At 62.3% G+C, this 22,641-nt stretch carries 19 protein-coding genes and 1 tRNA gene; 7 read left to right on the top strand and 13 right to left on the bottom strand.

The window, feature by feature from the left end:
• The first annotated feature begins 3 nt into the window (after positions 1-3).
• Positions 4-2,028 (top strand): ComEC/Rec2 family competence protein, encoded by a 2,025-nt coding sequence (locus tag ABWV42_RS00680; RefSeq protein WP_353338462.1) that lies wholly within the window; start codon positions 4-6, stop codon positions 2,026-2,028.
• On the opposite strand, the gene lexA is transcribed toward ABWV42_RS00680, so the two are convergent.
• From lexA to ABWV42_RS00645, 7 genes are all read right to left on the bottom strand, one after another.
• Positions 2,022-2,729 (bottom strand): transcriptional repressor LexA, encoded by a 708-nt coding sequence (lexA, locus tag ABWV42_RS00675; RefSeq protein WP_255108114.1) that lies wholly within the window; start codon positions 2,727-2,729, stop codon positions 2,022-2,024. The genes ABWV42_RS00680 and lexA overlap by 7 nt on opposite strands.
• Before the next feature lie 142 nt (positions 2,730-2,871).
• A complete protein-coding gene (locus ABWV42_RS00670) occupies positions 2,872-4,047 on the bottom strand; it encodes a molybdopterin molybdotransferase MoeA (protein WP_353338461.1) in 1,176 nt (391 codons plus the stop codon).
• Positions 4,044-4,520 (bottom strand): cyclic pyranopterin monophosphate synthase MoaC, encoded by a 477-nt coding sequence (gene moaC / locus ABWV42_RS00665; RefSeq protein ID WP_353338460.1) that lies wholly within the window; start codon positions 4,518-4,520, stop codon positions 4,044-4,046. Before moaC ends, ABWV42_RS00670 begins: the two co-directional genes overlap by 4 nt.
• Entirely contained in the window at positions 4,521-5,333 is an 813-nt protein-coding gene (gene trpC / locus ABWV42_RS00660; protein WP_353338459.1) for an indole-3-glycerol phosphate synthase TrpC, read from the bottom strand.
• Positions 5,330-5,986, bottom strand: a complete 657-nt coding sequence (locus tag ABWV42_RS00655; protein ID WP_353338458.1) for a uracil-DNA glycosylase — start codon at positions 5,984-5,986, stop codon at positions 5,330-5,332. Before ABWV42_RS00655 ends, trpC begins: the two co-directional genes overlap by 4 nt.
• Positions 5,987-6,030: 44 nt before the next feature.
• Positions 6,031-7,050, bottom strand: a complete 1,020-nt coding sequence (trpD, locus tag ABWV42_RS00650) for an anthranilate phosphoribosyltransferase (protein ID WP_353338457.1) — start codon at positions 7,048-7,050, stop codon at positions 6,031-6,033.
• Positions 7,047-7,628, bottom strand: a complete 582-nt coding sequence (locus ABWV42_RS00645; protein WP_353338456.1) for an anthranilate synthase component II — start codon at positions 7,626-7,628, stop codon at positions 7,047-7,049. The genes trpD and ABWV42_RS00645 overlap by 4 nt, the downstream gene beginning before the upstream one ends.
• Positions 7,629-7,821: 193 nt before the next feature.
• On the opposite strand from ABWV42_RS00645, the gene ABWV42_RS00640 reads away from it, so the two are divergent.
• Positions 7,822-9,219 (top strand): divergent polysaccharide deacetylase family protein, encoded by a 1,398-nt coding sequence (locus ABWV42_RS00640; RefSeq protein WP_353338455.1) that lies wholly within the window; start codon positions 7,822-7,824, stop codon positions 9,217-9,219.
• 68 nt (positions 9,220-9,287) lie between these two features.
• Here ABWV42_RS00640 and trpE read toward each other — a convergent pair whose 3' ends face one another.
• The 6 genes from trpE to fabI form a co-directional block, all read right to left on the bottom strand.
• The gene (gene trpE / locus ABWV42_RS00635; protein ID WP_255108100.1) at positions 9,288-10,799 is read right to left on the bottom strand and encodes an anthranilate synthase component I; all 1,512 of its coding nucleotides are present in this window, start codon (positions 10,797-10,799) and stop codon (positions 9,288-9,290) included.
• A gap of 21 nt (positions 10,800-10,820) precedes the next feature.
• Positions 10,821-12,662 (bottom strand): peptidylprolyl isomerase, encoded by a 1,842-nt coding sequence (locus tag ABWV42_RS00630; protein ID WP_353338454.1) that lies wholly within the window; start codon positions 12,660-12,662, stop codon positions 10,821-10,823.
• 89 nt (positions 12,663-12,751) lie between these two features.
• Positions 12,752-13,927 carry an aminotransferase gene (locus ABWV42_RS00625; RefSeq protein ID WP_353338453.1) on the bottom strand — a complete coding sequence of 392 codons (1,176 nt, stop codon included), beginning with the start codon at positions 13,925-13,927 and terminating at the stop codon, positions 12,752-12,754.
• Between the two features lie 132 nt (positions 13,928-14,059).
• On the bottom strand, positions 14,060-14,566 hold the full coding sequence (gene gpt, locus ABWV42_RS00620) for a xanthine phosphoribosyltransferase (RefSeq protein WP_353338452.1): 507 nt from the start codon (positions 14,564-14,566) through the stop codon (positions 14,060-14,062).
• Positions 14,567-14,591: 25 nt separating this feature from the next.
• The gene (locus ABWV42_RS00615) at positions 14,592-15,206 is read right to left on the bottom strand and encodes a LysE family translocator (RefSeq protein ID WP_353338451.1); all 615 of its coding nucleotides are present in this window, start codon (positions 15,204-15,206) and stop codon (positions 14,592-14,594) included.
• Positions 15,203-16,021, bottom strand: a complete 819-nt coding sequence (gene fabI, locus ABWV42_RS00610; RefSeq protein ID WP_255108091.1) for an enoyl-ACP reductase FabI — start codon at positions 16,019-16,021, stop codon at positions 15,203-15,205. Before fabI ends, ABWV42_RS00615 begins: the two co-directional genes overlap by 4 nt.
• A gap of 96 nt (positions 16,022-16,117) precedes the next feature.
• Here fabI and pdxH point away from each other — a divergent pair, with 96 nt between their 5' ends.
• The 5 genes from pdxH (at position 16,118) to ABWV42_RS00585 (ending at position 22,404) form a co-directional block, all read left to right on the top strand.
• On the top strand, positions 16,118-16,723 hold the full coding sequence (pdxH, locus tag ABWV42_RS00605) for a pyridoxamine 5'-phosphate oxidase (protein WP_353338450.1): 606 nt from the start codon (positions 16,118-16,120) through the stop codon (positions 16,721-16,723).
• Between the two features lie 120 nt (positions 16,724-16,843).
• Positions 16,844-17,380 (top strand): cold-shock protein, encoded by a 537-nt coding sequence (locus ABWV42_RS00600; RefSeq protein ID WP_353338449.1) that lies wholly within the window; start codon positions 16,844-16,846, stop codon positions 17,378-17,380.
• Entirely contained in the window at positions 17,380-17,847 is a 468-nt protein-coding gene (locus ABWV42_RS00595) for a DUF192 domain-containing protein (RefSeq protein ID WP_353338448.1), read from the top strand. The genes ABWV42_RS00600 and ABWV42_RS00595 overlap by 1 nt, the downstream gene beginning before the upstream one ends.
• Positions 17,848-17,881: 34 nt before the next feature.
• Positions 17,882-17,958 (top strand) — tRNA-Pro (locus ABWV42_RS00590).
• Positions 17,959-18,726: 768 nt separating this feature from the next.
• Positions 18,727-22,404, top strand: a complete 3,678-nt coding sequence (locus tag ABWV42_RS00585; protein ID WP_353338447.1) for a vitamin B12-dependent ribonucleotide reductase — start codon at positions 18,727-18,729, stop codon at positions 22,402-22,404.
• Positions 22,405-22,641: the final 237 nt, after the last annotated feature.

Raw genomic sequence — 22,641 nt, 5'->3', positions numbered from 1 at the left:
GGCTTGCGCATATTCACGGGGATCGGTTTGGCCCTTCAGGGCCAGCGGGGATTTCTGTTTCCCTGGGTTCCGGTGCTGATTGCGATAGGCATCGGCGGTTACTTTTCGGTGAAACAGGAACCCTCGGTCGTGATGCTGGCCTGTTTCGGGGCAGGGGGGCTGTTGGCTCTGGTCTGCGGGGTGGTGCTGCCGGAAGCGGCGCGCCCCGTGGCTGTTGCCATTGGTCTGTGCTGTCTCGGGTTTGCGGTCGCGGGTGCGCGGGCGCATCGGGTGAGCGGGCCGGTGATCGACTGGCGGTTCTATGGCGCGATCGAGGGGCGCGTTGTGGGCATGGACCGTTCGGTCAGCGACCGCGTGCGCCTGACACTGGATCAGGTGGTTCTTGAGCGGGTTGCGCCGGACAAGATGCCGCGGCGGGTACGCGTGTCGTTGCACGGGGATCAGTTGGGGTTTCGCCCTGCACCACATATGCGGGTCATTCTTACGGGGCATCTGGCGCCACCTTCGGGGCCGGTTGAACCTGGGGGCTTTGATTTCCAGAGACATGCCTGGTTTCAGGGGATTGGCGCGGTGGGGTATACCCGCACGCCGGTTCTTGTGCTGGAGCCGCCGCCTGCGGGTGTTTCGGTTCTGGGGCTGCGCATGGGCCTGTCCGAACATATCCGCGCCACCCTTGGCGGCGAGGCTGGCGGGTTTGCGGCGGCGGTGACAACCGGAGATCGCAGTGGCGTTTCGAAACAGACGCTTGAGGCCTTGCGGGCCTCGAACCTTGCGCATTTGTTGGCGATTTCGGGGTTGCACATGGGGCTGTTGGTGGGGTTTGTCTTTGCGGCCCTGCGCTATGGGATGGCGCTGTTCCCCTCGGTGGCCTTGCGGTTGCCGACCAAGAAGCTGGCGGCGGTGTTCGCGATGGGGGTGGCGGGGGCCTACCTGATGTTGTCGGGGGGCAATGTGGCCACCGAACGGGCCTTCGTGATGGCGGCGGTGGCGCTGGCCGCGGTGGTGTTTGACCGTCGGGCGATCAGCCTGCGGGCGGTGGCGATTGCAGCGGTCGTGATCCTTTTGGTGCAGCCCGAAGCGATGTTAGGGCCGGGGTTCCAGATGTCCTTTGCGGCGACCACGGCGCTGGTTGCGGTGTTCGAGATGCTTCAGAAACACGGACCGCTTGAGATGCCGCGCTGGGTGCGACCGGCCTTTGCCCTGTGCGTCTCGTCCTTTGTTGCCGGTGCGGCCACGGCGCCGTTCGGGGCGGCGCATTTCAATGCGGTGGCGGCCTATGGTCTGCCCGCGAACCTGATGGCTGTGCCGATCATGGGGGTGGTTGTCGTGCCCTTTGCCGTGGTGGCGGCCTGCCTTGCGCCTTTCGGGTTGGAGGTTGTCGGGTTGGTGCCGATGGGCTGGGGCTTGGAGGCCATCCTGTGGGTGGCGCATTTCTTTGCAGGGCTAGAGGGCGCGCGGCTGCATGTGCCAAGCCCGACGGCGTTCGTGTTGCCGATGTTTGCGCTTGGGGCGCTGTTCCTGGTGATCTGGCAGGGGCGGTTGCGGGTGGCCGGCATCCTGCCGGTGATCCTTGCCGGTGGGGTGTGGGGGCTGGCGGAGCGTCCCGATGTCCTGATTGCGGATAGTGGTGGGCTGGTTGGGGTGTTGCAGGATGGGCGGCGGGCGCTGAGCAAGGAGCGCGGACAGGGATTCGTGGCGCAGAACTGGCTTGAGAATGACGGCGACGGCGCGACGCAGGCCGAGGCGGCGCTGCGATGGCAGGTGGCCTATGCCTTAGGGGGACGCAGCATTCGCCATCTGTCCGGCAAGCGGCAGGTGGCGGGATTTGACGGGTGCAAGGCCGGCGAGATCGTGGTTCTGAGCCATGCGCCCGTGCAGGAGGTTCTTGGCTGCGATGTGCTGCATCCGGAGATATTGAAGGATACGGGATCTGTCGCGCTGCGCTGGCGGGGCGGCGTATTACAAAAGAAAACCGCCCGCGAGATCAGCGGGCAGCGTCTTTGGAATACTAGGGATTTGCGTCAGTAGGTGCGGATCAGGCCGACGAGGGTGCCCTGAACCTTGACCTTGTCTTCGGGGAAGACACGGGTTTCATAGGCAGGGTTCGCCGCCTCAAGCGCGATAGACGTGCCGTTGTGGTGGAAGCGTTTCAGCGTGGCTTCCTGATCCTCGACCAGCGCGACGACGATTTCGCCGTTATCGGCCACTTCGGTTTCACGGATGATCACGACGTCGCCGTCGTTGATGCCCGCGTCGATCATCGAGTCGCCCTTGACCTCAAGCGCATAGTGGCTGCCGGCGGTGCGCAGCATCTGGCCGGGGACGGCGACGTGATGATGGACGTGGCTGATCGCCTCGATCGGGACACCGGCGGCGATCTTGCCCATGACGGGCAGTTCGCGGGCGTGCAGCACGACCTCTTCCGGGGTGATGTTGGCGGGTTGGGTAGGCGAGGGGTGCGGGCCTTCGATGACCTTGGGTTTGAAGCCCCCGGTGCTTGGCTCACCGCCCATGGATTCGGGCAGCTTCACGATTTCGATGGCACGGGCGCGGTGGGCGAGGCGGCGGATAAAGCCCCGTTCCTCAAGCGCGGTGATCAAGCGGTGGATGCCGGACTTGGAGCGCAGGTCGAGCGCATCTTTCATCTCGTCAAAGCTGGGCGGGACGCCATCGCGTTGCAGACGTTTGTGGATGAACTCAAGCAGGTCGAGTTGTTTCTTGGTCAGCATGGGCTTGCCTCCCCTGTCTTCCCGTGGTGATTTTCTTTTGTTCTACCGTTGTTCCCCTTTTGTGTCAACAATTTCGGAACATAGCGGAAACAAAAGCCCCCGAAGCGGTGCTGCGGGGGCTTTGGGAAGCTCCGGATCGGGGTCAGATCGGCAGGTAGGCCATGGTTTCGCCCGCCTCGCGTGCGCCATCAGAGGGCGGGCGGATCAAGAGCGCATTGGCCGCGGCCAGAACGGTCAGCAGCGAGCTGTCCTGATTTTCGAAGGCGGTGATCTGCCCGTCTTCGATGCGGGCGCGCATGTAGTGTTGGCGCGGGCCGTTGGGCGTAAGCGGTGCGGCCAGAGTTGCGTGGCGTGCCTGAACCGCCTCTTGGCCAAGGCCCAGTATGGCGCGGATCACCGGCGTGACAAAGACGTGACCGCAGACCATGGCGGACACCGGATTGCCCGGAAGGCCAATCATCATCGCGCCAGACGAAAGGCGACCGGCCATCAGCGGTTTGCCGGGGCGCATGGCGATCTTGTAGAAGCTGCGCTCCATGCCAAGATCGACGGCGACTTCGCCAACAAGATCGTGGTCGCCCACCGAAGCGCCGCCGATGGTGATCAGGAGATCGGCGTCATCGGCCAGCGAAAAGGCCGTTTCCAGAGAGGCACGGGTGTCGCGGGCGATGGGCAGAAGGCGGGCTTCGGCGCCAAGATCGCGCAACATGGCCTGAAGGCCAAAGCTGTTGGAGGCAATGATCTGGTCGGGGCCGGGGTTTTCACCGGGCATGACAAGTTCGTCGCCGGTGGACAGGATCGCAACGCGCGGGCGGCGGGTGACGGGCACTTCCGCAATGTTCATCGCAGCCAAAAGCGCGATGTCGGACGGGCCAAGCAGGCGGGGCGCGGTCACGTCGCTGCCGTCGGCGAAATCCGCGCCCTTGGGGCGGATGTGGGTGCCCTGATCAAGATTGTCACGCAGGGTGATGGTGTCGCCCTCGCGGATCACGTCTTCCTGGATAACAACGCGCGATGCGCCTTGTGGCACCGGGGCACCGGTGAAAATGCGCACGGCCTGGCCCTTGGCGACCGCGCCGTCGAAACCGTGGCCAGCGGCCGCTTCGCCAATCACGGTGAAGGTGGCACCGGGCTGCACCTCATCGCCGATGACGGCATAACCATCCATCGCCGATCCCGCAAAAGGCGGCTGGTCGCGACGGGCCTGAACGGGGGCGGCAAGCACGCGGCCATTGGCCTGCGAGAGGGGCACGGTTTCGGTGTCCAGCGGACCGGCAAGGGCGAAGAGGTGGTCGAGGGCCTCGGAGACGGAGATCATTTTGCTTCGTACCGTCCGGATTTGCCGCCGTCTTTCAGGATCACGCGGATGCCGCCGATTTCCATGGCCTTGTCGACGGCTTTGGACATGTCATAGACGGTGAGGGCGGCGACGTTCACGGCGGTGAGGGCCTCCATTTCAACGCCGGTCTGGCCGGTGGTTTTCACGGTGGCCTCGATGCGGACGCCGGGCAGGGTCTCATCGGGGGTGAGTTCGACCGACACCTTGGTGATGGGCAGCGGGTGACACAGCGGGATGAGGGTCGAGCACTGTTTCGCGCCCATGATCCCGGCAAGGCGGGCCACGCCCAGCACATCGCCTTTCTTTGCGCGGTTGTCGCGGATAATCTCGTAGGTTTCGCGGGCCATCTTGACCCAGCCCTCGGCGGTGGCGATGCGCGAGGTTACGGCCTTGTCGGAAACATCGACCATGTGGGCATCGCCCTTGCCGTCAAAATGGGTGAGGCCGGACATTCACAGACCTCCCGAACGCAGGGGATTTGCCAGCAGTTCGCGGGTGGCGGCGGTGACGTCCTCCTTGCGCATCAGGCTTTCGCCGATCAGGAAGCAGCGCGCGCCGTAGCGGGCCATGTCGGCCAGGTCTTGCGCGGTGTTGAGGCCGCTTTCTGACACCAGCATACGGTCAGCCGGCACCAGTTTCGACAGCTGGCGGGTGGTGTCGAGGGTGGTCTCGAAGGTCTTGAGGTTGCGGTTGTTGATGCCGATCAGCGGGGATTTCAGCAGGGTGGCGCGCTCAAGTTCCTCGGCGTCGTGGACTTCGATCAGAACGTCCATGCCCCAGGCGAAGGCCGCATCTTCGAGTTCCTGCGCCTGCGCGTCCGAGACCGAGGCCATGATGATCAGGATACAGTCGGCGTTGAGCGCGCGGGCCTCGGCCACCTGGTAGGTGTCATACATGAAGTCCTTGCGCAGCGCGGGCAGGTTGGTGGCGGCGCGGGCCTCGACCAAGAATTCCTTTGCGCCCTGGAACGAGGGGGTGTCGGTCAATACCGAAAGGCAGGTTGCGCCGCCGTCTTCATAGGCCTTGGCAAGCACCGGCGGGTTGAAGTCTTCGCGGATCAGGCCCTTGGAGGGAGAGGCTTTCTTGACCTCGGAAATCAGACCATAGCCTTCGCGGGCGGCAAGTCGCAGGGCCTCGGCAAAGCCACGGGTGGGCGAGGCGTCGCGGGCTTCGGCCTCGACCTCGGCAAGCGGTTTGGCAGCCCTGTCGGCGGCAACCTCTTCGAGTTTGTAGGCCTTGATCTTGTCGAGAACGGTGGCGGTCATGCGTTGGTCCAGTTTATTTCGGGCCGGCCTTGGGCGGCGAGCCAGGTGTTGATCCGTGAAAACGGGCGCGAGCCGAAGAAACCGCGACGGGCCGAGAGCGGCGAAGGATGTGCGGATTCGATCAGCAGATGGTTGGCGCCATTTTTAGGCGATGAAATGTGGCGTGCAAGGGCCTGTGCCTGTTTGCCCCAGAGCACAAAGGCGGTTGGCTGTTGGCTGACCTCGTGCAGCACCTGTTCGGCAAGGCGCTGCCAGCCAAGTTTGGCATGTCCGTTGGCCTCGCCCGACGGGACGCTGAGGACGGTGTTCAGAAGCAGGACGCCCTGTTTTGCCCAGGCGCGGAGATCGCCGTTCAAGGGGGCAGTGCCAAGGTCTTCGACCATTTCCTTGTAGATATTGTTCAGGGACCGCGGCAACGGGCGCACGTCTGGTTCGACCGAGAAGGAAAGCCCGTGCGCGTGGCCTGGGGTCGGGTAGGGGTCTTGCCCGAGGATCACCACATTGACCTCGTCCGGAGTGCAGGCATCGAGGGCCGCAAAGCGTTGGTGATCCGGCGGCAGGATCTCGCGTTTTTCGGCAGTGAGGGCCGAGGCGATGGTCGGGAAATCCGTTGTGAAAAAGGGCAGGTGGGCCCATTTCGCGGGCGGGATCATACCGGGACGCGTTGCGCCCCGGCTGGTGTCTTGCAGGTCAGTTGTCACGCTGCCGAGGTGATCCGTGCCAGGGCCTCGACCTTGTCGCGGGCCTTGCCGCTGTCGATGCTTTCGCGGGCTTTTTCGACGCCGTCGCGCAGATCGCTGGCCGCGTCGGCCACAACCAGGGCCGCCGCCGAATTCAGCAGAACCGCGTCACGGTAGGCGCTGGCCTCGCCATTGAGGAGCGCGCGGAAGGCATTGGCGTTGTCTTCGGGCGTGCCGCCAACGATGGCCTCGAAGGGGTGAACCGGCAGGCCTGCGTCTTCGGGGTGCAGTTCGACATCCTTTACGCTGCCATCCGACTCGAGCGCCGAGACCCAGCTGACGCCGGTGATGGTAAGTTCATCGGTGCCGTCCGATCCGTGCACCAGCCATGCGCGTTCGCTGCCCAGACGACCAAGGGTTTCCGCCATCGGGCGGATCAGGTCGCGGGTGAAGGCGCCGGTCAGCTGGCGTTTCACGCCGGCGGGGTTGGTCAGCGGGCCGAGGATGTTGAAGATGGTCCGGGTGCCAAGTTCCTGACGGGTCGGCATGACGTGGGCAATCGCCGGGTGGTGCATCGGCGCCATCATGAAGGCGATGCCGCATTCCGCCAGCGCCTTTTCCACCACGTCGGGGCCAACCATGACGTTGATGCCCATCTGCGATTGCACGTCGGCGGTGCCGGATTTCGAGCTGAGGTTCTTGTTGCCGTGTTTGGCGACGGTGACCCCTGCGCCAGCCGTGACAAAGGCGGTGGCGGTCGAGATGTTCAGCGTGTGTTTGCCGTCGCCGCCGGTGCCGACGATGTCCATGGCCCCTTCGGGGGCTTTGACGGCGTTGCACTTGGCCCGCATCACGGCGGCGGCCGCGGCGTATTCATCCACGGTTTCGCCGCGTGTGCGCAGGGCCATCAGCAGACCGCCGATCTGGCTTGGCGTGGCTTCGCCGTCAAACAGAATCTGGAAGGCGGCCTCGGCCTCTTCGCGGGTCAGGGGGCGGTCGGCGGCAGCGCCGATCAGGGGTTTGATCGCGTCGCTCATGCCGGCACCTTCATCATGTCGATAAAGTTCTGGAGCATTGCGTGGCCGTGTTCCGAGGCAATGGATTCGGGGTGGAACTGAACGCCCTGGATCGGCAGTTCGCGGTGTTGCAGCCCCATGATGGTGCCATCCTCGAGTTCTGCGGTGATTTCGAGACAGTCCGGGAAAGTCTCGCGATCCACGACCAGCGAATGATAGCGGGTGGCTTCAAACGGAGTTGGCAGGCCCTTGAACACGCCCTTGTCGGTGTGGTGCATGGTGCCCATCTTGCCGTGCACGATCTCGTGGCAGCGCACGACCTTGCCGCCAAAGGCCTGGCCGATGGTCTGGTGGCCAAGGCAGACCCCCATCAGCGGGGTCTTGGTTTCGGCGGCGGCTTCGGTCAGGGCAAGGCAGATGCCGGCCTGATCGGGATCGCAGGGGCCGGGCGACAAGAGAATGCCTGCCGGGTTCATGCCCATCGCGTCCTGAACGGTGATGGCGTCGTTGCGGTGCACCTGCACGTCGGCCCCCAACTCGCCCAGATAATGCACGAGGTTGTAGGTAAAGCTGTCGTAGTTGTCGATCAGAAGCAGCATATTCGTGTTTCTTCGTCCAAAGTTGCGAAACGGGGTAGAGACCCCGGGGCTGGTCGCGGTATACATGCTCAGGCTTGGCGCAGAGGGTCAAGGGGGCGCAGGCAGTATCGGCCCCTTGAGGCGGCTATTCCGGGGCAAATCCGGAAGATCGCAACCCGATGGCGCGAAAAAGCAAGGACTAGGGGGCAAGCAGATGTTGCGTGGGTTACTTTCGGGTGTTTTCTGGGGGCTGATGGCCGTTCTGGTTGTCGCCGGCGTCGGGTCATTGCTTGCGCCACTTCCTGCGACTGTGGTGCCGCAGACCTCGGCGGTGGATGCGACCTCTGGGGCGCGTGACGAAAATGGCGGTGGCGTCGGGACGCCAAGCCAGGCGGATCAGGCTGTTGAAGAGAACGTCAGCGCGCCGGTGGATGCACCGAAAGAAGAGGACGCGTCGCCGCTGGCCGACACCGCGTCCGCGCCCAAGCCGGATGTTGCCGAACCGGAAGCCGATCTGCAGGCCCCCGCGGCGGCAGAGGAAAGCGGTGTTTCGGTGGATGCGGACACGCCCGTGGCACCGGCCCCTGCCGATGCGCCGGAACTAAGCGCGCCGGAAGCGCCGGAGATTGATCCGGAGGCGGCGGAAGAGGCCGAACTGTCGATCACGACAAATCCCGAACAGCCGGTTGCGCCCGAAGTGCCGCTTGTGGGCAGTGCCTTTGAAACACCGCCCGCGGTTGAGCCTGTTGCGCCAGAGGCACCGTCGGAAGATGCGAGCCCTGCGCCTGAGGCAGAAGAGCCCGAAGCCCCTGTTGTGGTAGAGGGCGGGGAACAGACCTCGATGCTGAAACCGGCGGGTGATCTCAAGGACAGTTTCCCGCAGCACAATTCTTCGCGCCTGCCGAGGGTTGGCGAGGAAGAGGTGGAAGAGATTGTCATCAAGCCCATCGACCAGAACGCCGAGGCCTTTGCCGACGAGGCGGGGCGGCCGCTGATGTCGATCCTGCTGATTGATGATGGCAGCGCGCCGGTTGATCTTGCTGGGCTGAGCAGCTTTCCTTATCCGCTGAGCTTTGCGGTTAGCACCCTTGCCAAGGACGTCTCCGAACGGGTCACGACCTACCGCGAAAACGGTTTTGAGGTTCTAGCATTGATCGACATTCCCGCCGCGGCCGCGCCTGCCGACGTGGAAGTGGCGATGGCCGCGCACCTTGCGGCGATGCCCGAGGCGGTTGGCGTTCTCGAAGGCGGCGGCGACGGTCTTCAGGGATCAAAGAGCGTGTCGGATCAGGTGACGGATGTGCTTCTGGCCTCGGGGCATGGGCTGGTGATGCTGCCCAAAGGCCTTAATACCGCGCAAAAACTGGCCAGCCGTGAAGGCGTGCCGTCAGCAACCGTGTTCCGTGATTTTGACGGCAAGGGGCAGAGCGCCTCGGTCATTCGCCGCTTCCTTGATCAGGCGGCGTTCAAGGCGGGGCAGGAAGGCGGGGTCATCATGCTTGGGCGGGTGCGCGAAGAGACGATTGCCGCGCTTCTGGTCTGGGGCTTGCAGGACCGCGCCAGCAGCGTCGCGGTGGCGCCGGTATCGGCGGTTCTGAAATTGGGCCAGTAGAAAAGCGAAAGGGCAAAATCTTCTGAAAGATTTTGCCCCTGCACATTTTTCGAGAAAATGTTGATGCGTCAGGAGTTGCCGTTGCCTGTAAACCGCGCCGCGTCGGCGGCCGCGCGCCGGATCGCGTTCGATTTATGCACGGTTTCCATGTACTCGGCTTCGGGGTCGCTGTCGTAGACGACGCCACCGCCAGCCTGGATATAGAGCTTCTGGTCTTTCACGATCGCGGTGCGCAGGGCGATGCAGATGTCCATGTCGCCGCCCGAGCTGAAATAGCCCACGCCGCCGCCATAAATGCCGCGTTTTTCCGGCTCGAGCTCGTCGATGATTTCCATCGCCCGCACCTTGGGCGCGCCGGACACCGTGCCTGCGGGCATACCGGCAAAGAAGGCGTCAAGCGCGTCTTTGTCTTCTGCCAGTTCGCCCACCACGTTCGAAACGATGTGCATCACGTGGCTATAGCGTTCGATGATGAACTTCTCGGTCGGGCGCACGGTGCCGATCTTGGAAACGCGGCCGGTATCGTTGCGGCCCAGATCCAGAAGCATCAGGTGTTCGGCCAGTTCCTTCTTGTCGGCCAGCAGATCCTCTTCGAGGGCCTTGTCTTCTTCCGGGGTCGCGCCACGCGGGCGGGTGCCGGCAATCGGACGAATGGTGACTTCGTCGCCGAAGACACGCACCAGGATCTCGGGGCTTGCGCCCACGACCTGGAAACCGCCGAAGTTGAAATAGAACATGAAGGGAGACGGATTGGTCCGGCGCAGCGAGCGGTAGAGCGCGAAAGGCGGCTGGCGGAATTCCTGGGTCCAACGCTGGGCGGGGACAACCTGGAAGATGTCACCGGCGCGGATGTATTCCTTGGCCTTTTCAACGGCCTGCATGTAGCCGTCCTTGGTGAAGTTCGAGACCGGAGGAGCAATCTCGTGGGCGTCGCCAAGATCGCGGGCGGCCTGTGGCATGGCGCGTTCGAGATCGCGAACCGCATCCATCACGCGTTCCGCAGCCTGCGCATAGGCGGCCTTGGCCGACATGCCGTCGCTGATCCATGCCGGGCTGACCACGGTGACTTCGCCTTTGACACCGTCGAGCACGGCAACCACCGAGGGGCGCATCATGCAGGCATCGGGCAGGCCAAGCGGATCGGGATTGACGTTGGGCAGGTGTTCGACCAGCCGGATCATGTCATAGCCGAGGTAGCCAAAAAGGCCCGCCGAGGCCTGCGGCAGGTCGTCGGGAAGGTCGATGCGGCTTTCCTCGATCAGGGCGCGCAGGCCGGCCAGCGGCTCCATGCCCTGCGGCTCAAACCCTTCGGGATCAAAGCGCGCATTGCGGTTGATGCGTGCCTCGGCATCGTGGCACTGCCAGATCAGATCGGGCTTCATGCCGATGATCGAATAGCGGCCACGCACCTCGCCACCGGTGACCGACTCGAGCATGAAAGCGTCTTTCTGGGCGCCGGTCAGCTTGAGCATCAGCGACACGGGCGTGTCGAGGTCTGCAGCAAGGCGAGTGTAGACAACCTGGTTCTGGCCCTTGTCATAGGCCGAGGCGAAGTCTTCGAAGGAGGGGGTCAGTTCCACGTTTGGCCTCTTGAACCGGAGTTACTGGAATTGCGCGTGCACGGCGTTGACAGCCTGCTGGTTGATCTGCACTTCGTGAATCGATTGCAGTTCAAGCGCGTAGGCTTCGAACACGTCGTTCGACAGGCCACTGGCTGCCTCTTGCAGGATCAGGTTGCGCAGCTGGATGACCTCGGGGTTGGACAGGTCCGGGGCCTGAACCGCATCAAGGCGCACGATCAGCAGGCTGTTGTCATGCGCAATCGCAATCACGTCGCCCGTGTTCATGTCGAACACCTGCGGGATGAAATCGGCCGGAACGTCCGCGACAAAGCCGTTGCGGATGATGTCGACCTCGGTGCGGGGCGTCAGGGCGAAGGCGCTCCAGTCCGCGGCCCCCTTGAGTGCGGGCAACATGCCGTCGGCCATGGATTGCAGGCGATCAACGGTGGCCTGGGTCTTCCAGGCTTCGGCCACGGCGTCCTTGACCTCGTCGAACGGGGCCGGTGCCGCAGGGGTTTCACCGTCAAGGCGCAGGGCGAACACGCCGCCGTCTTCGAGGTTCTCGATCTGCGGGAAGTCGCTTTCGGTGACGGTTTGCGCAATCGCGCGGAAGCTTTCGTATCCGGCGATCGAGCCGTAGATGTCGGCGTGGAAGCCGATGTTGCCAAGCTGCATGTCGGTTTCGGCAGCCAGTTCCTCAAGCGTCGCACCGGCGGCCAGAAGGTCGTCGATGTCGTTGATCTGGGCGTCGATCACGCGGCGTCCGCGTTCTGCGGCCAGCTCTTCGCGCAGCTGCGGCAGCGCGTCTTCAAAGCTGGTCGAACGTGCGGGCAGGACACCGTTGACGCGGAACAGGGCCGGGCCGAGGCTCGACGGGGCAGGGCCTGCGATCAGGCCTGGGCCGGTTGCGAATACGGCGTCCGCAGCCGCGCCCAGTTCGGCGGCCGAGACATCGCCCATGTCGGTGTCGGACAGTTCAAGGCCGCGCTCGGCCACGAGACCCTCGAAGGTGGTTTCGCCAAGGTTGAGGCGTTTGAACGCGTCCTGCGCTGCGGCATCGTCGGCAAAGGCGAGGCGTTCCACAAGGCGGCGCTCGGGCTGGTTGAACTCGGCGTCACGTTCTTCGTAAAGCGCCTTCAGCGCCTCTTCGTCGATCTCGACGCTGTCGATCAGCATGGCGGGCGTCAGCCAGGCATAGGTGATGTCGCGGGTGGCCGGACGGGTGAAGCGATCGATGTTTGCGTCATAAAAGGCGCGCAGATCGGCATCACTCGGCGAGGCAACCGGATAGGCAAGGTCGCCTTCCTCAATGCGGGCCAGCGTGACATTGCGCTGTTCGCCAAGGAAGTTCAAAAGCGTCGTGGCATAGGCTTCCGGCATGGCAACACCGGAAACGATGGCGGCCTGAAGCAGGCCACGGGCGCTGTCTTCGCGGATGCTGTCCTCGAAATCGGATTCGTTGAGGCCCGTCTGGTCCAGCGCATAGCTATAGGCTTCGCGATCAAAAGACCCGTCGGGACGCTGGAAGGCGGAGATGTTCACAAGCTCCCTGCGCAGGCGTTCATCACCGATCGACACACCCATCCGTTCGGTCTCGGCGTCCATCGCGCGCGACACCACAAGGCGGGCCAGCACGAGACGATCCAAGCCTGCGGCCTGTGCTTCGGCAAAGGCGATCTGGCGACCGGCCTGTGCTTCCAGCGCGCGCAACTCTTCCTGCATGGCGCGGACATATTCGTTGATGTCCAGATCCTTGCTGCCGACAGACCCAACGCTCTGGACCGATCCGCCAAGGTTGGTGATGCCAAATCCACCCAGCCCGAAAATGAGCATGGCCATGAGGATCCAGACCAGCGACTTCGACACGTTACCCTTGGACATGAGCTTTCCCTGCTTGCGGCATTCTATTTCAGTTGCGGTTGTCTACGACGGGCGGGCAGGAGGAGCAAGTGGCGACGCCCGCCGCATCTTCACAATTCTACGGCTGCCAGCCGCTCAAACAGCGTGCGGATGCCGGAACGGTCGACATTGGCAAAGGCAATGCGCAACTGCCGAGCCCCGGCGGGATCGGTTTCGGGCATGAACATCGTGCCGGGCAGGGTGAGGACATGGGCCTCTTTCACCAGCGCGGGCGCAAGTTCGTTCGAGGGCAGATCGAAAGGATGGCGCATGTAGGCGAAATAGGCCCCGACGCCCATCAACTCCCAGCCCTTGTCGGCCACCAGTGGCAGGTGGTCCGAGATCGCGGCGCGCCGATCGAGGATCTCTGCCCGCTCCCCGGCAAGCCATTGGGCCAGGTTCTGCATCCCCCACAGCGCGCCGTGCTGGCCAAGCTGGTTGGGGCAGATGGTCACCGTGTCGAGGAACTTCTCGACCTCTGCCAGAAGCGGAGCACTTGTCACCATGGCGCCGACGCGGTGGCCGGTCAGGCGGTAGGCCTTGGAAAAGGAATAAAGCTGGATCAGCGTATCGTGCCAGTCGGGATCCTTGAAAAGATCATGCGGCGCGCCCGTGCGGGAATCGAAGTCGCGATAGGTTTCATCGACGATCAGGCGCAGGCCACGGCGGCGGGCCAGATCAAAGAAGGCCTGAACAAGGTCGGCAGGATATTCGACACCGCCGGGGTTGTTGGGCGTGACCAGTACGATGGCCCGGGTGCGATCGTTAATCAGGGCTTCGGCGGCCTCCGGATCAGGTAGCAGATCCCCCTGCGTGGCCAGCGGCACCGTCCTGACGCCCATCATATCAAGCCACATTTTATGGTTGAAATACCAAGGCGTTGGCAGGATGACCTCGTCTCCTTCCCCGGCAATCGCGGTGATCGCGGCACAGAAGGCCTGGTTGCAGCCCGAGGTGATTGCGACCTGCGCGGCCGCGATGTCACCGCCATAGGCCGCGCCGAACTGGCAGGCGACTTCCGCCCGCAGCTCTGGCAGGCCCAGAACCGGCCCGTAAAGATGCGCATCGGCCACATTGAGCGCGGTTTCCGCGATATGGCGGCGCAAGCCCTCGGGCGGGGGATCAACCGGTGCCGCCTGGCTGACGTTGATCAGCGGGAAGTCCTCGCTAAAGCTCACCCCGTCCAGCCAGCGCCGCGCCTCCATCACGGGAGGGGCAAATGTGGTGGCGGTGCGGGGTAGGGTCATGGGGCGCTCCAGGGAATCCAAAACAACAAAAGCGACCCTAGAGGCCGCTTTCGCATTGGGCAATCCGCCCTGTCTTCAATGCACCAAAAATACTCCCGCCGGAGGCGTCCGCGCTTTCGGCGCGAGAGCGGATCAATCGGTGCCGCGGTAGGGTTCGACGTATTGCAGCGCCATGTCCCAGGGGAAGAAGATCCAGGTGTCCTGGCTGACTTCGGTGATGAAGGTATCCACCATCGGACGGCCTTTCGGCTTGGCATAGACGGTTGCGAAATGCGCCTTGGGGTACATTGCCCGCACCAGTTCGAGGGTTTTACCCGAGTCCACCAGATCGTCGATGATCAGCACGCCTTCGCCATCTTCCCCCATGAGGGCGGCGTCCGGGGATTTCAGCACTTCGGCTTCACCCTGCGCCTGGTGGTGGTAGGATTTCACGCTGATGGTGTCGACGGTGCGGATGTCCAGCTCGCGGCTGACGATCATCGCCGGGGCCATGCCGCCACGGGTGATGGCCACCACGGCGCGCCATGCGCCATCGTCGGGGCCCTGTCCGTCCAGACGCCACGCCAGCGCGCGGCTGTCGCGGTGGATCTGGTCCCAGCTGATGTGGAAGCCCTTTTCGTGTGGCAGACGGTCGGTCATGGCTTGTCCCTCGCTCGTGTCGTCGTCAGGTGGCTGCGATCTTGACACCCAGCGCGGCAAGGAGGCCGCCAAAGGCGCGGTCGATCAGGTGTTTCAGGTTGATATAGCCGCGGCGGGTCTTCTCAAAGGAAAAGATGCGCGCGACGATGGCGTTCCATGTCATTTCACCGATGAAGATGCAAGCCAGCAAAGCCATGAGAACCCACATGGACGCGGTTTCCGGCACGGTTCCGACAAAGACCGCGCCAAAGAAGACGGCGGGTTTGGGGTTGGCCAGTTGCGTGAAGAGGCCCAGCTTGAACGCCGAAGCAAGGCTGCGCGGGGCTGCGGGTTCTTCGGTGTCTTCTAGGGGCGCGTCGGCGCTGCGCCAGATTTTGAGGGCCATATAGACAAGATAGGCCGCGCCGCCGAATTTCAGCGCCAGCAAGAGGGTCGGGGCGTATTCGAACAGGAGCGACAGACCAAACATGGCCGCGGTGGCCCAGGTGACCGCGCCGGCACCGATGCCCGCGGCCAGGGCCACGCCGGTGCGCAGACCTTCACGCAGGCCGATGCGGGCGGCCATGAGAACCGCAGGGCCGGGGCTGATCGCCGCCATCAGGCACAGCAGCCAGGCCGCAAGAAAGGCTGTCAGGCTCATTTGCGACCGACAACCGCGTCGATGTCGGGGGCGTCGACCGCCTTCATGCCGACCACGTGGTAGCCTGCATCAACGTGCAGGTTTTCACCGGTCACGCCCGAGCCGAGATCGGACAGGAGATAGAGGGCCGAGTTGCCGACGTCTTCGGTGGTCACGTTGCGCCGCAGCGGCGAGTTCAACTCGTTCCACTTCATGATGTAGCGGAAATCGCCGATGCCCGAGGCTGCAAGTGTCTTGATCGGACCGGCGGAGATCGCGTTCACACGGATGCCATCTTTGCCAAGGTCTTCGGCAAGGTATTTGACCGAGGCCTCAAGTGCCGCCTTGGCGACGCCCATCACGTTGTAATGCGGCATGACCTGTTCGGCACCATAGTAGGTGAGGGTCAGGGCAGAGCCGCCATCCTTCATCAGCTTCTCTGCGCGCTGCATGACGGCGGTGAAGGAATAGACCGAAATGTCCATTGTCATCAGGAAGTTGTCTTTCGACGTGTCGACATAGCGGCCGCGCAACTCGGTCTTGTCGGAAAAGCCGATGGCATGCACGATGAAGTCCAGCTTGCCCCATTTTGCTTCGATCTCGGCAAAGGCGGCGTCGATCGAGGCAGGATCGGACACGTCGCAGTCGATGAGCGTGTCGACGTTCAACTGTTCGGCCAGAGGGGCCACGCGTTTCTTGAAAGCCTCGCCCATATAGGAAAAGGCCAGCTCGGCCCCGGCATCGGCGCAGGCCTTTGCAATGCCCCAGGCAATCGACTTGTCATTGGCAAGCCCCATGATCAGGCCGCGTTTTCCCGCCATCAGATTGTTTGACATCCGTCCCACTCCGTCCCAATTCTCAGTCAAAGGACGTTTAGGCGATCCGTAACATCGCATCAAGTGCGGCTAACCAGCGAAACGAGAGACCGAACCATGGCTGACAGAACCGGAATTTTTGCAGGCGACGATCCATTTGAGATTGCCCGGCAGTGGTTGGCAGACGCAGAGAAGACCGAAGTGAATGACCCCAATGCGATTGCCCTGTCGACGGTCGATGCGGACGGATTGCCCAACGCGCGTATGGTGCTGTTGAAGGACATCGAGGATGACGCCTTTGTGTTCTATACCAACTATGGCAGCGCCAAGGCGCGCGAGATTGAACAGGCGGGCAAGGCGGCCTTCGTGATGCACTGGAAAAGCCTGCGTCGGCAAGTGCGGGTGCGTGGCATCGTGAGCCGCGAAGAAGGCGAGCAGGCCGATGCCTATTATGCCTCACGTTCCCTCAAGAGCCGTCTCGGAGCGTGGGCATCGCGCCAGTCGGAACCGCTGAGCTCGCGCGGGCACCTGATGGCCGAGGTTGCAAAGGTGACCGCAAGCCACGGTCCGTCCCCGTCGCGCCCGCCATTCTGGGGTGGATTTCGGATACAACCGGTCGAGATTGAATTCTGGGCCGATGGGGCCTTCCGGCTACACGATCGCTTTGTCTGGCGGCGTGCAGGCATCGGAAATCCTTGGGAAATTACCCGTCTCAACCCGTGACATTCACGTTACGTAAGCTGCAAGTGGTTGAAAATTCGTTAACTTTTGCTTGCTGCCGAAGGCGATTTCACGCAAGATCGCCTGCGTGTATGGGAAAATCGCTTACGTAAGGTTAAGGTGTTGAGCGACAATGAAAAACAGGCGACTCGAGTCGTCGGAGAAGTGAAGTGGTTTGACCCGGTTAAGGGATTCGGCTTCGTCGTGAGCGACGAAGGCGGGCCGGACATCCTGCTTCATGCTAATGTTTTACGCAATTTCGGTCAGAGTTCGGTGGTGGATTCCGCCCGGATCGAGATTGACGTGCAGGAGACAGACCGAGGCGTTCAGGCCATCGAGGTTCTGCGGATTGATCCCCCGATTGCAACGGCGGCCAACACTCTGGCCGACTTTGCCGATCTGGCGGAAGAAGATATCCGGAGTGCCCCTTTGGAGCCTGCGCGCGTCAAATGGTTCGACAAGGGCAAGGGCTTTGGTTTTGCCAATGTCTTTGGCCGGCCGGAAGACGTCTTTGTGCATATAGAGGTTCTGCGCCGTTCCGGTCTTGCCGATCTGCAACCCGGTGAAGCGCTGGCGCTGCGGGTGATCGACGGCAAGCGTGGGCGCATGGCCACAGAGGTCTGCGCATGGGAAAATGCGCTCGGGAAGGGCCTTATCTGATGCGGCTGTGGCTGTCGGCGCTTTTGATGGTGATCGGCAGCATGGCCATGGCGGCGGAGGCCGCCTGTCGCGCGGATCGCATAGAGCTGCGTGGAGATTTTGGCTTGGCTGCATTCCGGATCGAAGTGGCGCAGACGCCTGATGAACGGGCACGCGGTTTGATGTTTCGCGAATACATGGCGCCGGGCGCGGGCATGTTGTTTGTGTTTGAGCGCACCGGGCCGGTTGCCTTCTGGATGGAGAACACGCTGATCCCGCTCGACATGATCTTTGTCGATGAGGCTGGCACGGTTTCCCACATACATCACAATGCCATCCCGCATGACAGAACCCCGATTCCGGGCGGCGACGCGGTGCGGTATGTGCTCGAAATCAATGGCGGAATGGCGCGTGCGTTGGGTATCGATGTCGGGGCCGAACTGCGTCATCCAGCAATTTTGCAAAAAGCTGCGGTTTGGCCTTGTTAGCGTCGACACAAGCGGCTAAACCGCGTCCACGGTCCGGGGCGTAGCGCAGTCTGGTAGCGCACCTGTTTTGGGTACAGGGGGTCGCAAGTTCGAATCTTGCCGTCCCGACCACTTCCACAAGTAAGTATAACTTTCCCTATGGGAGCACGGCGGCACAGGCGTCTTTGCCTCGTGGCGACGCCCGCTTGTGGTAGCGAGAGGGAAGGCTGATGGCTGGAAGCGAGGGCTCACTATATATTGGGGCTCTGTTGGGGTTGGTCCACAACCTGCGGGCGCGTGGCGTGCTGTGATTTGGGAGAGCTTGCCGTGTCGCACATCGGTTCATATTCGGATGACGTCGGGGTAATTCGAGGCGGATCTCATCCCCGAGCGACAAAAATGAGCGATTTCTCTCGGGGTAACTCTCCTTAACGTTGAGTTAACCTCTGTTAATCCGCATCTTTTGCAAGGCAGTCTCGAACACCGGCAGCCACCAGCAATTTCTATAGAGAAAATAACGGCTTCTCTTGGCTACCTGATTTCAGGCCCAATGAAACAAGGTGGTTAACGATCTGGTCAGGAATCGGGCAAGCCGTTTGACCCGCCAAACCGGCCATGTCGGTCAACAGCAAAAATCGACAAAAATCTCAAATAAATCGTTTGACCCCCTATGGGCAAATACGTCAAATTGTGTGGGAGGATCGAAATTGCCACAACATATAGTGGTAAAGAGCTTCGAGCGGGGACAGTAACCAAACAGATGCTCCGGGGGCCACCCTGGACACCTGCGGCGCCGATTTGGCCGCTGCACGGGGGGAGTTTGTCTGCTTCTTGAGGCGTGATCTGGAACACCGCGACAAGCGGGATTGGGACGGAACAGCTGGTACTAAGAGGCAGCGCATGAAAATCGAACGCACTTTCACCAAGCCAGGGCAGGACGCTTACGCAGAACTGGACTTTCTGACCACCGAGTCCGAAATCCGCAATCCCGACGGAACCATCGTGTTCCGTCTTGATGCTTTGGAGGTACCGTCGTCCTGGAGCCAGGTTGCAAGCGATGTGATTGCGCAGAAGTACTTCCGCAAGGCGGGTGTCCCTTCCAAACTCAAGCGGGTCAAGGAAAAGGGTGTTCCCGAATTCCTGTGGCGCTCGGTTCCGGCAGAGGGTGCTGAGTTTGGTGGCGAGACCTCGGCGAAACAGGTGTTTGACCGCCTCGCAGGGGCCTGGACCTACTGGGGCTGGAAGGGCGGCTATTTCTCGACCGAGGAAGACGCGCGCGCCTATTTCGACGAGATGCGCTATATGCTGGCCACCCAGCGGGCCGCGCCGAACTCGCCGCAATGGTTCAACACCGGTCTGCACTGGGCCTATGGCATTGATGGTCCCGCGCAGGGCCACCACTATGTCGACTACAAGACCGGCAAGCTGACCAAGTCGAAGTCGTCTTATGAACATCCCCAGCCGCACGCCTGCTTTATCCAGTCGGTCAGCGATGACCTGGTGAACGAAGGCGGCATCATGGACCTCTGGGTGCGCGAGGCGCGTCTGTTCAAATACGGCTCGGGCACCGGCACCAACTTTTCCAGCCTGCGGGCCGAAGGCGAAGCGCTTTCGGGGGGCGGCAAGTCCTCGGGCCTGATGGGCTTTCTCAAGATCGGTGACCGCGCCGCGGGTGCGATCAAGTCTGGTGGCACCACCCGTCGCGCCGCCAAGATGGTGATTGTCGATGCCGATCACCCGGATATCGAGGAATACATCAACTGGAAGGTCAAGGAAGAGCAGAAGGTTGCCTCGATCGTGGCCGGCTCGAAGATGCACGAGCAGAAGCTGAATGCTATCTTTGCAGCGATCCGCGCCTGGGATGGCGCCGAGGCGGAAGCCTATGATCCCAAGGTCAACGACGCCCTGAAGGCGGCCGTGCGCGATGCGAAAAAGGTCGCGATCCCAGAGACTTATATCAAGCGGGTGCTGGATTACGCCAAGCAGGGATATGACAGCATCGAGTTCCCGACCTACGACACCGACTGGGACTCGGAGGCCTATGCCAGCGTATCGGGGCAGAACTCGAACAACTCGATCCGTGTGACCGACGCCTTCCTGAAGGCAGTTGAGGAAGACAGCGACTGGAACCTGATCAACCGCACCAACGGCGAGGTGGCCAAGACCATCAAGGCGCGTGCGCTGTGGGAGGATGTGGGCCACGCCGCATGGGCCTGTGCCGATCCGGGTATCCAGTTCCATGACACCGTGAACGCCTGGCACACCTGCCCGGAAGACGGCGAGATCCGTGGCTCGAACCCCTGTTCCGAGTACATGTTCCTCGACGACACCGCCTGTAACCTGGCGTCGATGAACCTGCTGACCTTCTACAAGGACGGCAAGTTCCAGGCCGAAGACTATATGCACGCGACCCGCCTGTGGACCGTGACGCTGGAAATCTCGGTGATGATGGCGCAGTTCCCGTCTAAGGAAATCGCGCAGCTGTCTTATGACTTCCGCACGCTGGGACTTGGCTATGCCAACATCGGCGGCCTGCTGATGAACATGGGCTATGGCTATGACAGTGACGAGGGCCGGGCGCTGACCGGTGCGCTGACCGCGATCATGACCGGTGTGGCCTATGCGACCTCGGCCGAGATGGCATCGGAACTGGGCGCCTTCAGCGGCTATGAGCGCAATGCCAACCACATGCTGCGCGTGATGCGCAACCACCGTCGCGCGGCCTATGGCGAGGCGGACGGCTACGAAGGGCTGGCGGTCAAGCCGGTGGCGCTTGATCACGGCAACTGTCCGGACCAAACCCTTGTCGCGCTTGCAAAATCCGCTTGGGATGAGGCGCTGGAACTGGGCGAGAAACACGGCTATCGCAATGCGCAGACCTCGGTGATTGCACCGACCGGCACCATCGGTCTGGTGATGGATTGCGACACCACCGGGATCGAGCCGGACTTTGCGTTGGTGAAGTTCAAGAAGCTGGCCGGTGGCGGCTATTTCAAGATCATCAACCGCTCTGTACCGGCGGCGCTTGAGAACCTTGGGTATTCCCCGGCCGAGATCGAAGAGATCGTGTCCTACGCGGTGGGCCACGGCAGCATCGGCAATGCGCCGGGCATCAACACCACCTCGCTGGTGGGGCATGGCTTTGGTCAGGCCGAGATCGACAAGATCGAAGCGGCGCTCGCCTCGGCTTTTGATATCCGGTTTGTCTTCAACCAGTGGACGCTGGGCGAAGATTTCCTGACCAAGCAACTGGGCATTCCGGCGGCCAAGCTGGTGGATCCGAGCTTTGACCTGCTGCGCCACCTTGGCTTTACCCGCGCAGACATCGAAGCGGCCAATGACCACGTTTGCGGCACCATGACCCTTGAGGGTGCGCCGCACCTGAAGGAAGAGCACTATGCGATCTTCGATTGCGCCAACCCCTGCGGCAAGAAGGGCAAGCGTTATCTGTCGGTCGACAGCCACATCACCATGATGGCGGCGGCGCAGTCCTTCATTTCGGGCGCGATTTCGAAAACCATCAACATGCCGAACGATGCCACCATCGAAGACTGCCAGAAGGCCTATGAGCTGTCTTGGTCGCTGGGGGTGAAGGCCAACGCGCTTTATCGTGACGGATCGAAACTGTCGCAACCGCTGGCGGCGGCGCTGGTTGAAGATGACGACGAGGCGGCAGAGGTCCTTGAAAGCGGAACCCCGCAGCAAAAGGCGGAAACGCTGGCCGAGAAAATCATCGAGAAGGTGGTCATCAAGGAAGTTGTGAAATCCCACCGCGAGAAGATGCCCGAGCGCCGCAAGGGTTATACCCAGAAGGCGAATGTGGGTGGCCACAAGGTCTATCTGCGGACGGGTGAATATTCGGACGGTTCCCTTGGCGAGATCTTCATCGACATGCACAAGGAAGGCGCTGGCTTCCGGGCGATGATGAACAACTTTGCCATCGCTGTCTCGGTTGGCCTGCAATACGGCGTGCCGCTGGAAGAGTTCGTGGATGCGTTTACCTTTACCAAGTTCGAACCGGCGGGCATGGTGCAGGGCAACGACTCTATCAAAAATGCAACATCTATCCTCGATTATATCTTCCGTGAACTGGCTGTTTCTTATCTAGATCGAACAGACCTGGCACATGTGAAGCCCGAAGGCGCGAGCTTTGACGACCTTGGTCGCGGCGAGGAAGAGGGCGTTTCCAACGTCAAGGAACTGAGCGAGAGCGCGGCGTCGAAATCGCTTGAGGTGCTCAAGCAGATTTCCTCGACCGGCTATCTGCGCAAACGTCTGCCGCAGGAACTGGTGGTGCTGAACGGTGGCCAGACGGGTGGTGTCGCGCTTGGCGGCAACGATCCGGTGGCGACGCTTCAGACGCTGGTTCCGGAAACGGCGACCGGAGATGCGGCGGCGATGGTGGCAACCTCGACAACGACAATCGCCAGCGGTGCGGTCAGCATGGACGCGCGCGCCAAGGCCAAGATGCAGGGCTATGAGGGTGATCCTTGCGGCGACTGCGGAAACTATACGCTGGTGCGCAACGGCACCTGCATGAAATGCAACACCTGCGGCGCGACCAGCGGGTGCAGCTAATCCCGGGGGGACCTGGGTAGGGGGCCCTCGTGCCCCCGACGAAACACCGGAGCGAGTGCGCTTGCTCCGCCACGACGCTCAGGCCGCAGGCAAATAAACCGGGCGGTACTAATGAGTGAGCCTGAGCGGCGAAACTGGGGGGCCTCGTGCCCCCCAATTTTCTTGCTGCCTGGTGCGGAATCCTAAAAACCATTGCCAACTCGGCCTTTGGCGGTCAGTCTGTTTCTCGGATTTGCG

The organism is Pelagimonas sp. KU-00592-HH (assembly GCF_040369695.1).
In the GTDB taxonomy this organism is placed as follows: Bacteria; Pseudomonadota; Alphaproteobacteria; order Rhodobacterales; family Rhodobacteraceae; genus Shimia.
This window is presented reverse-complemented; position numbering and strand designations above follow the sequence as displayed.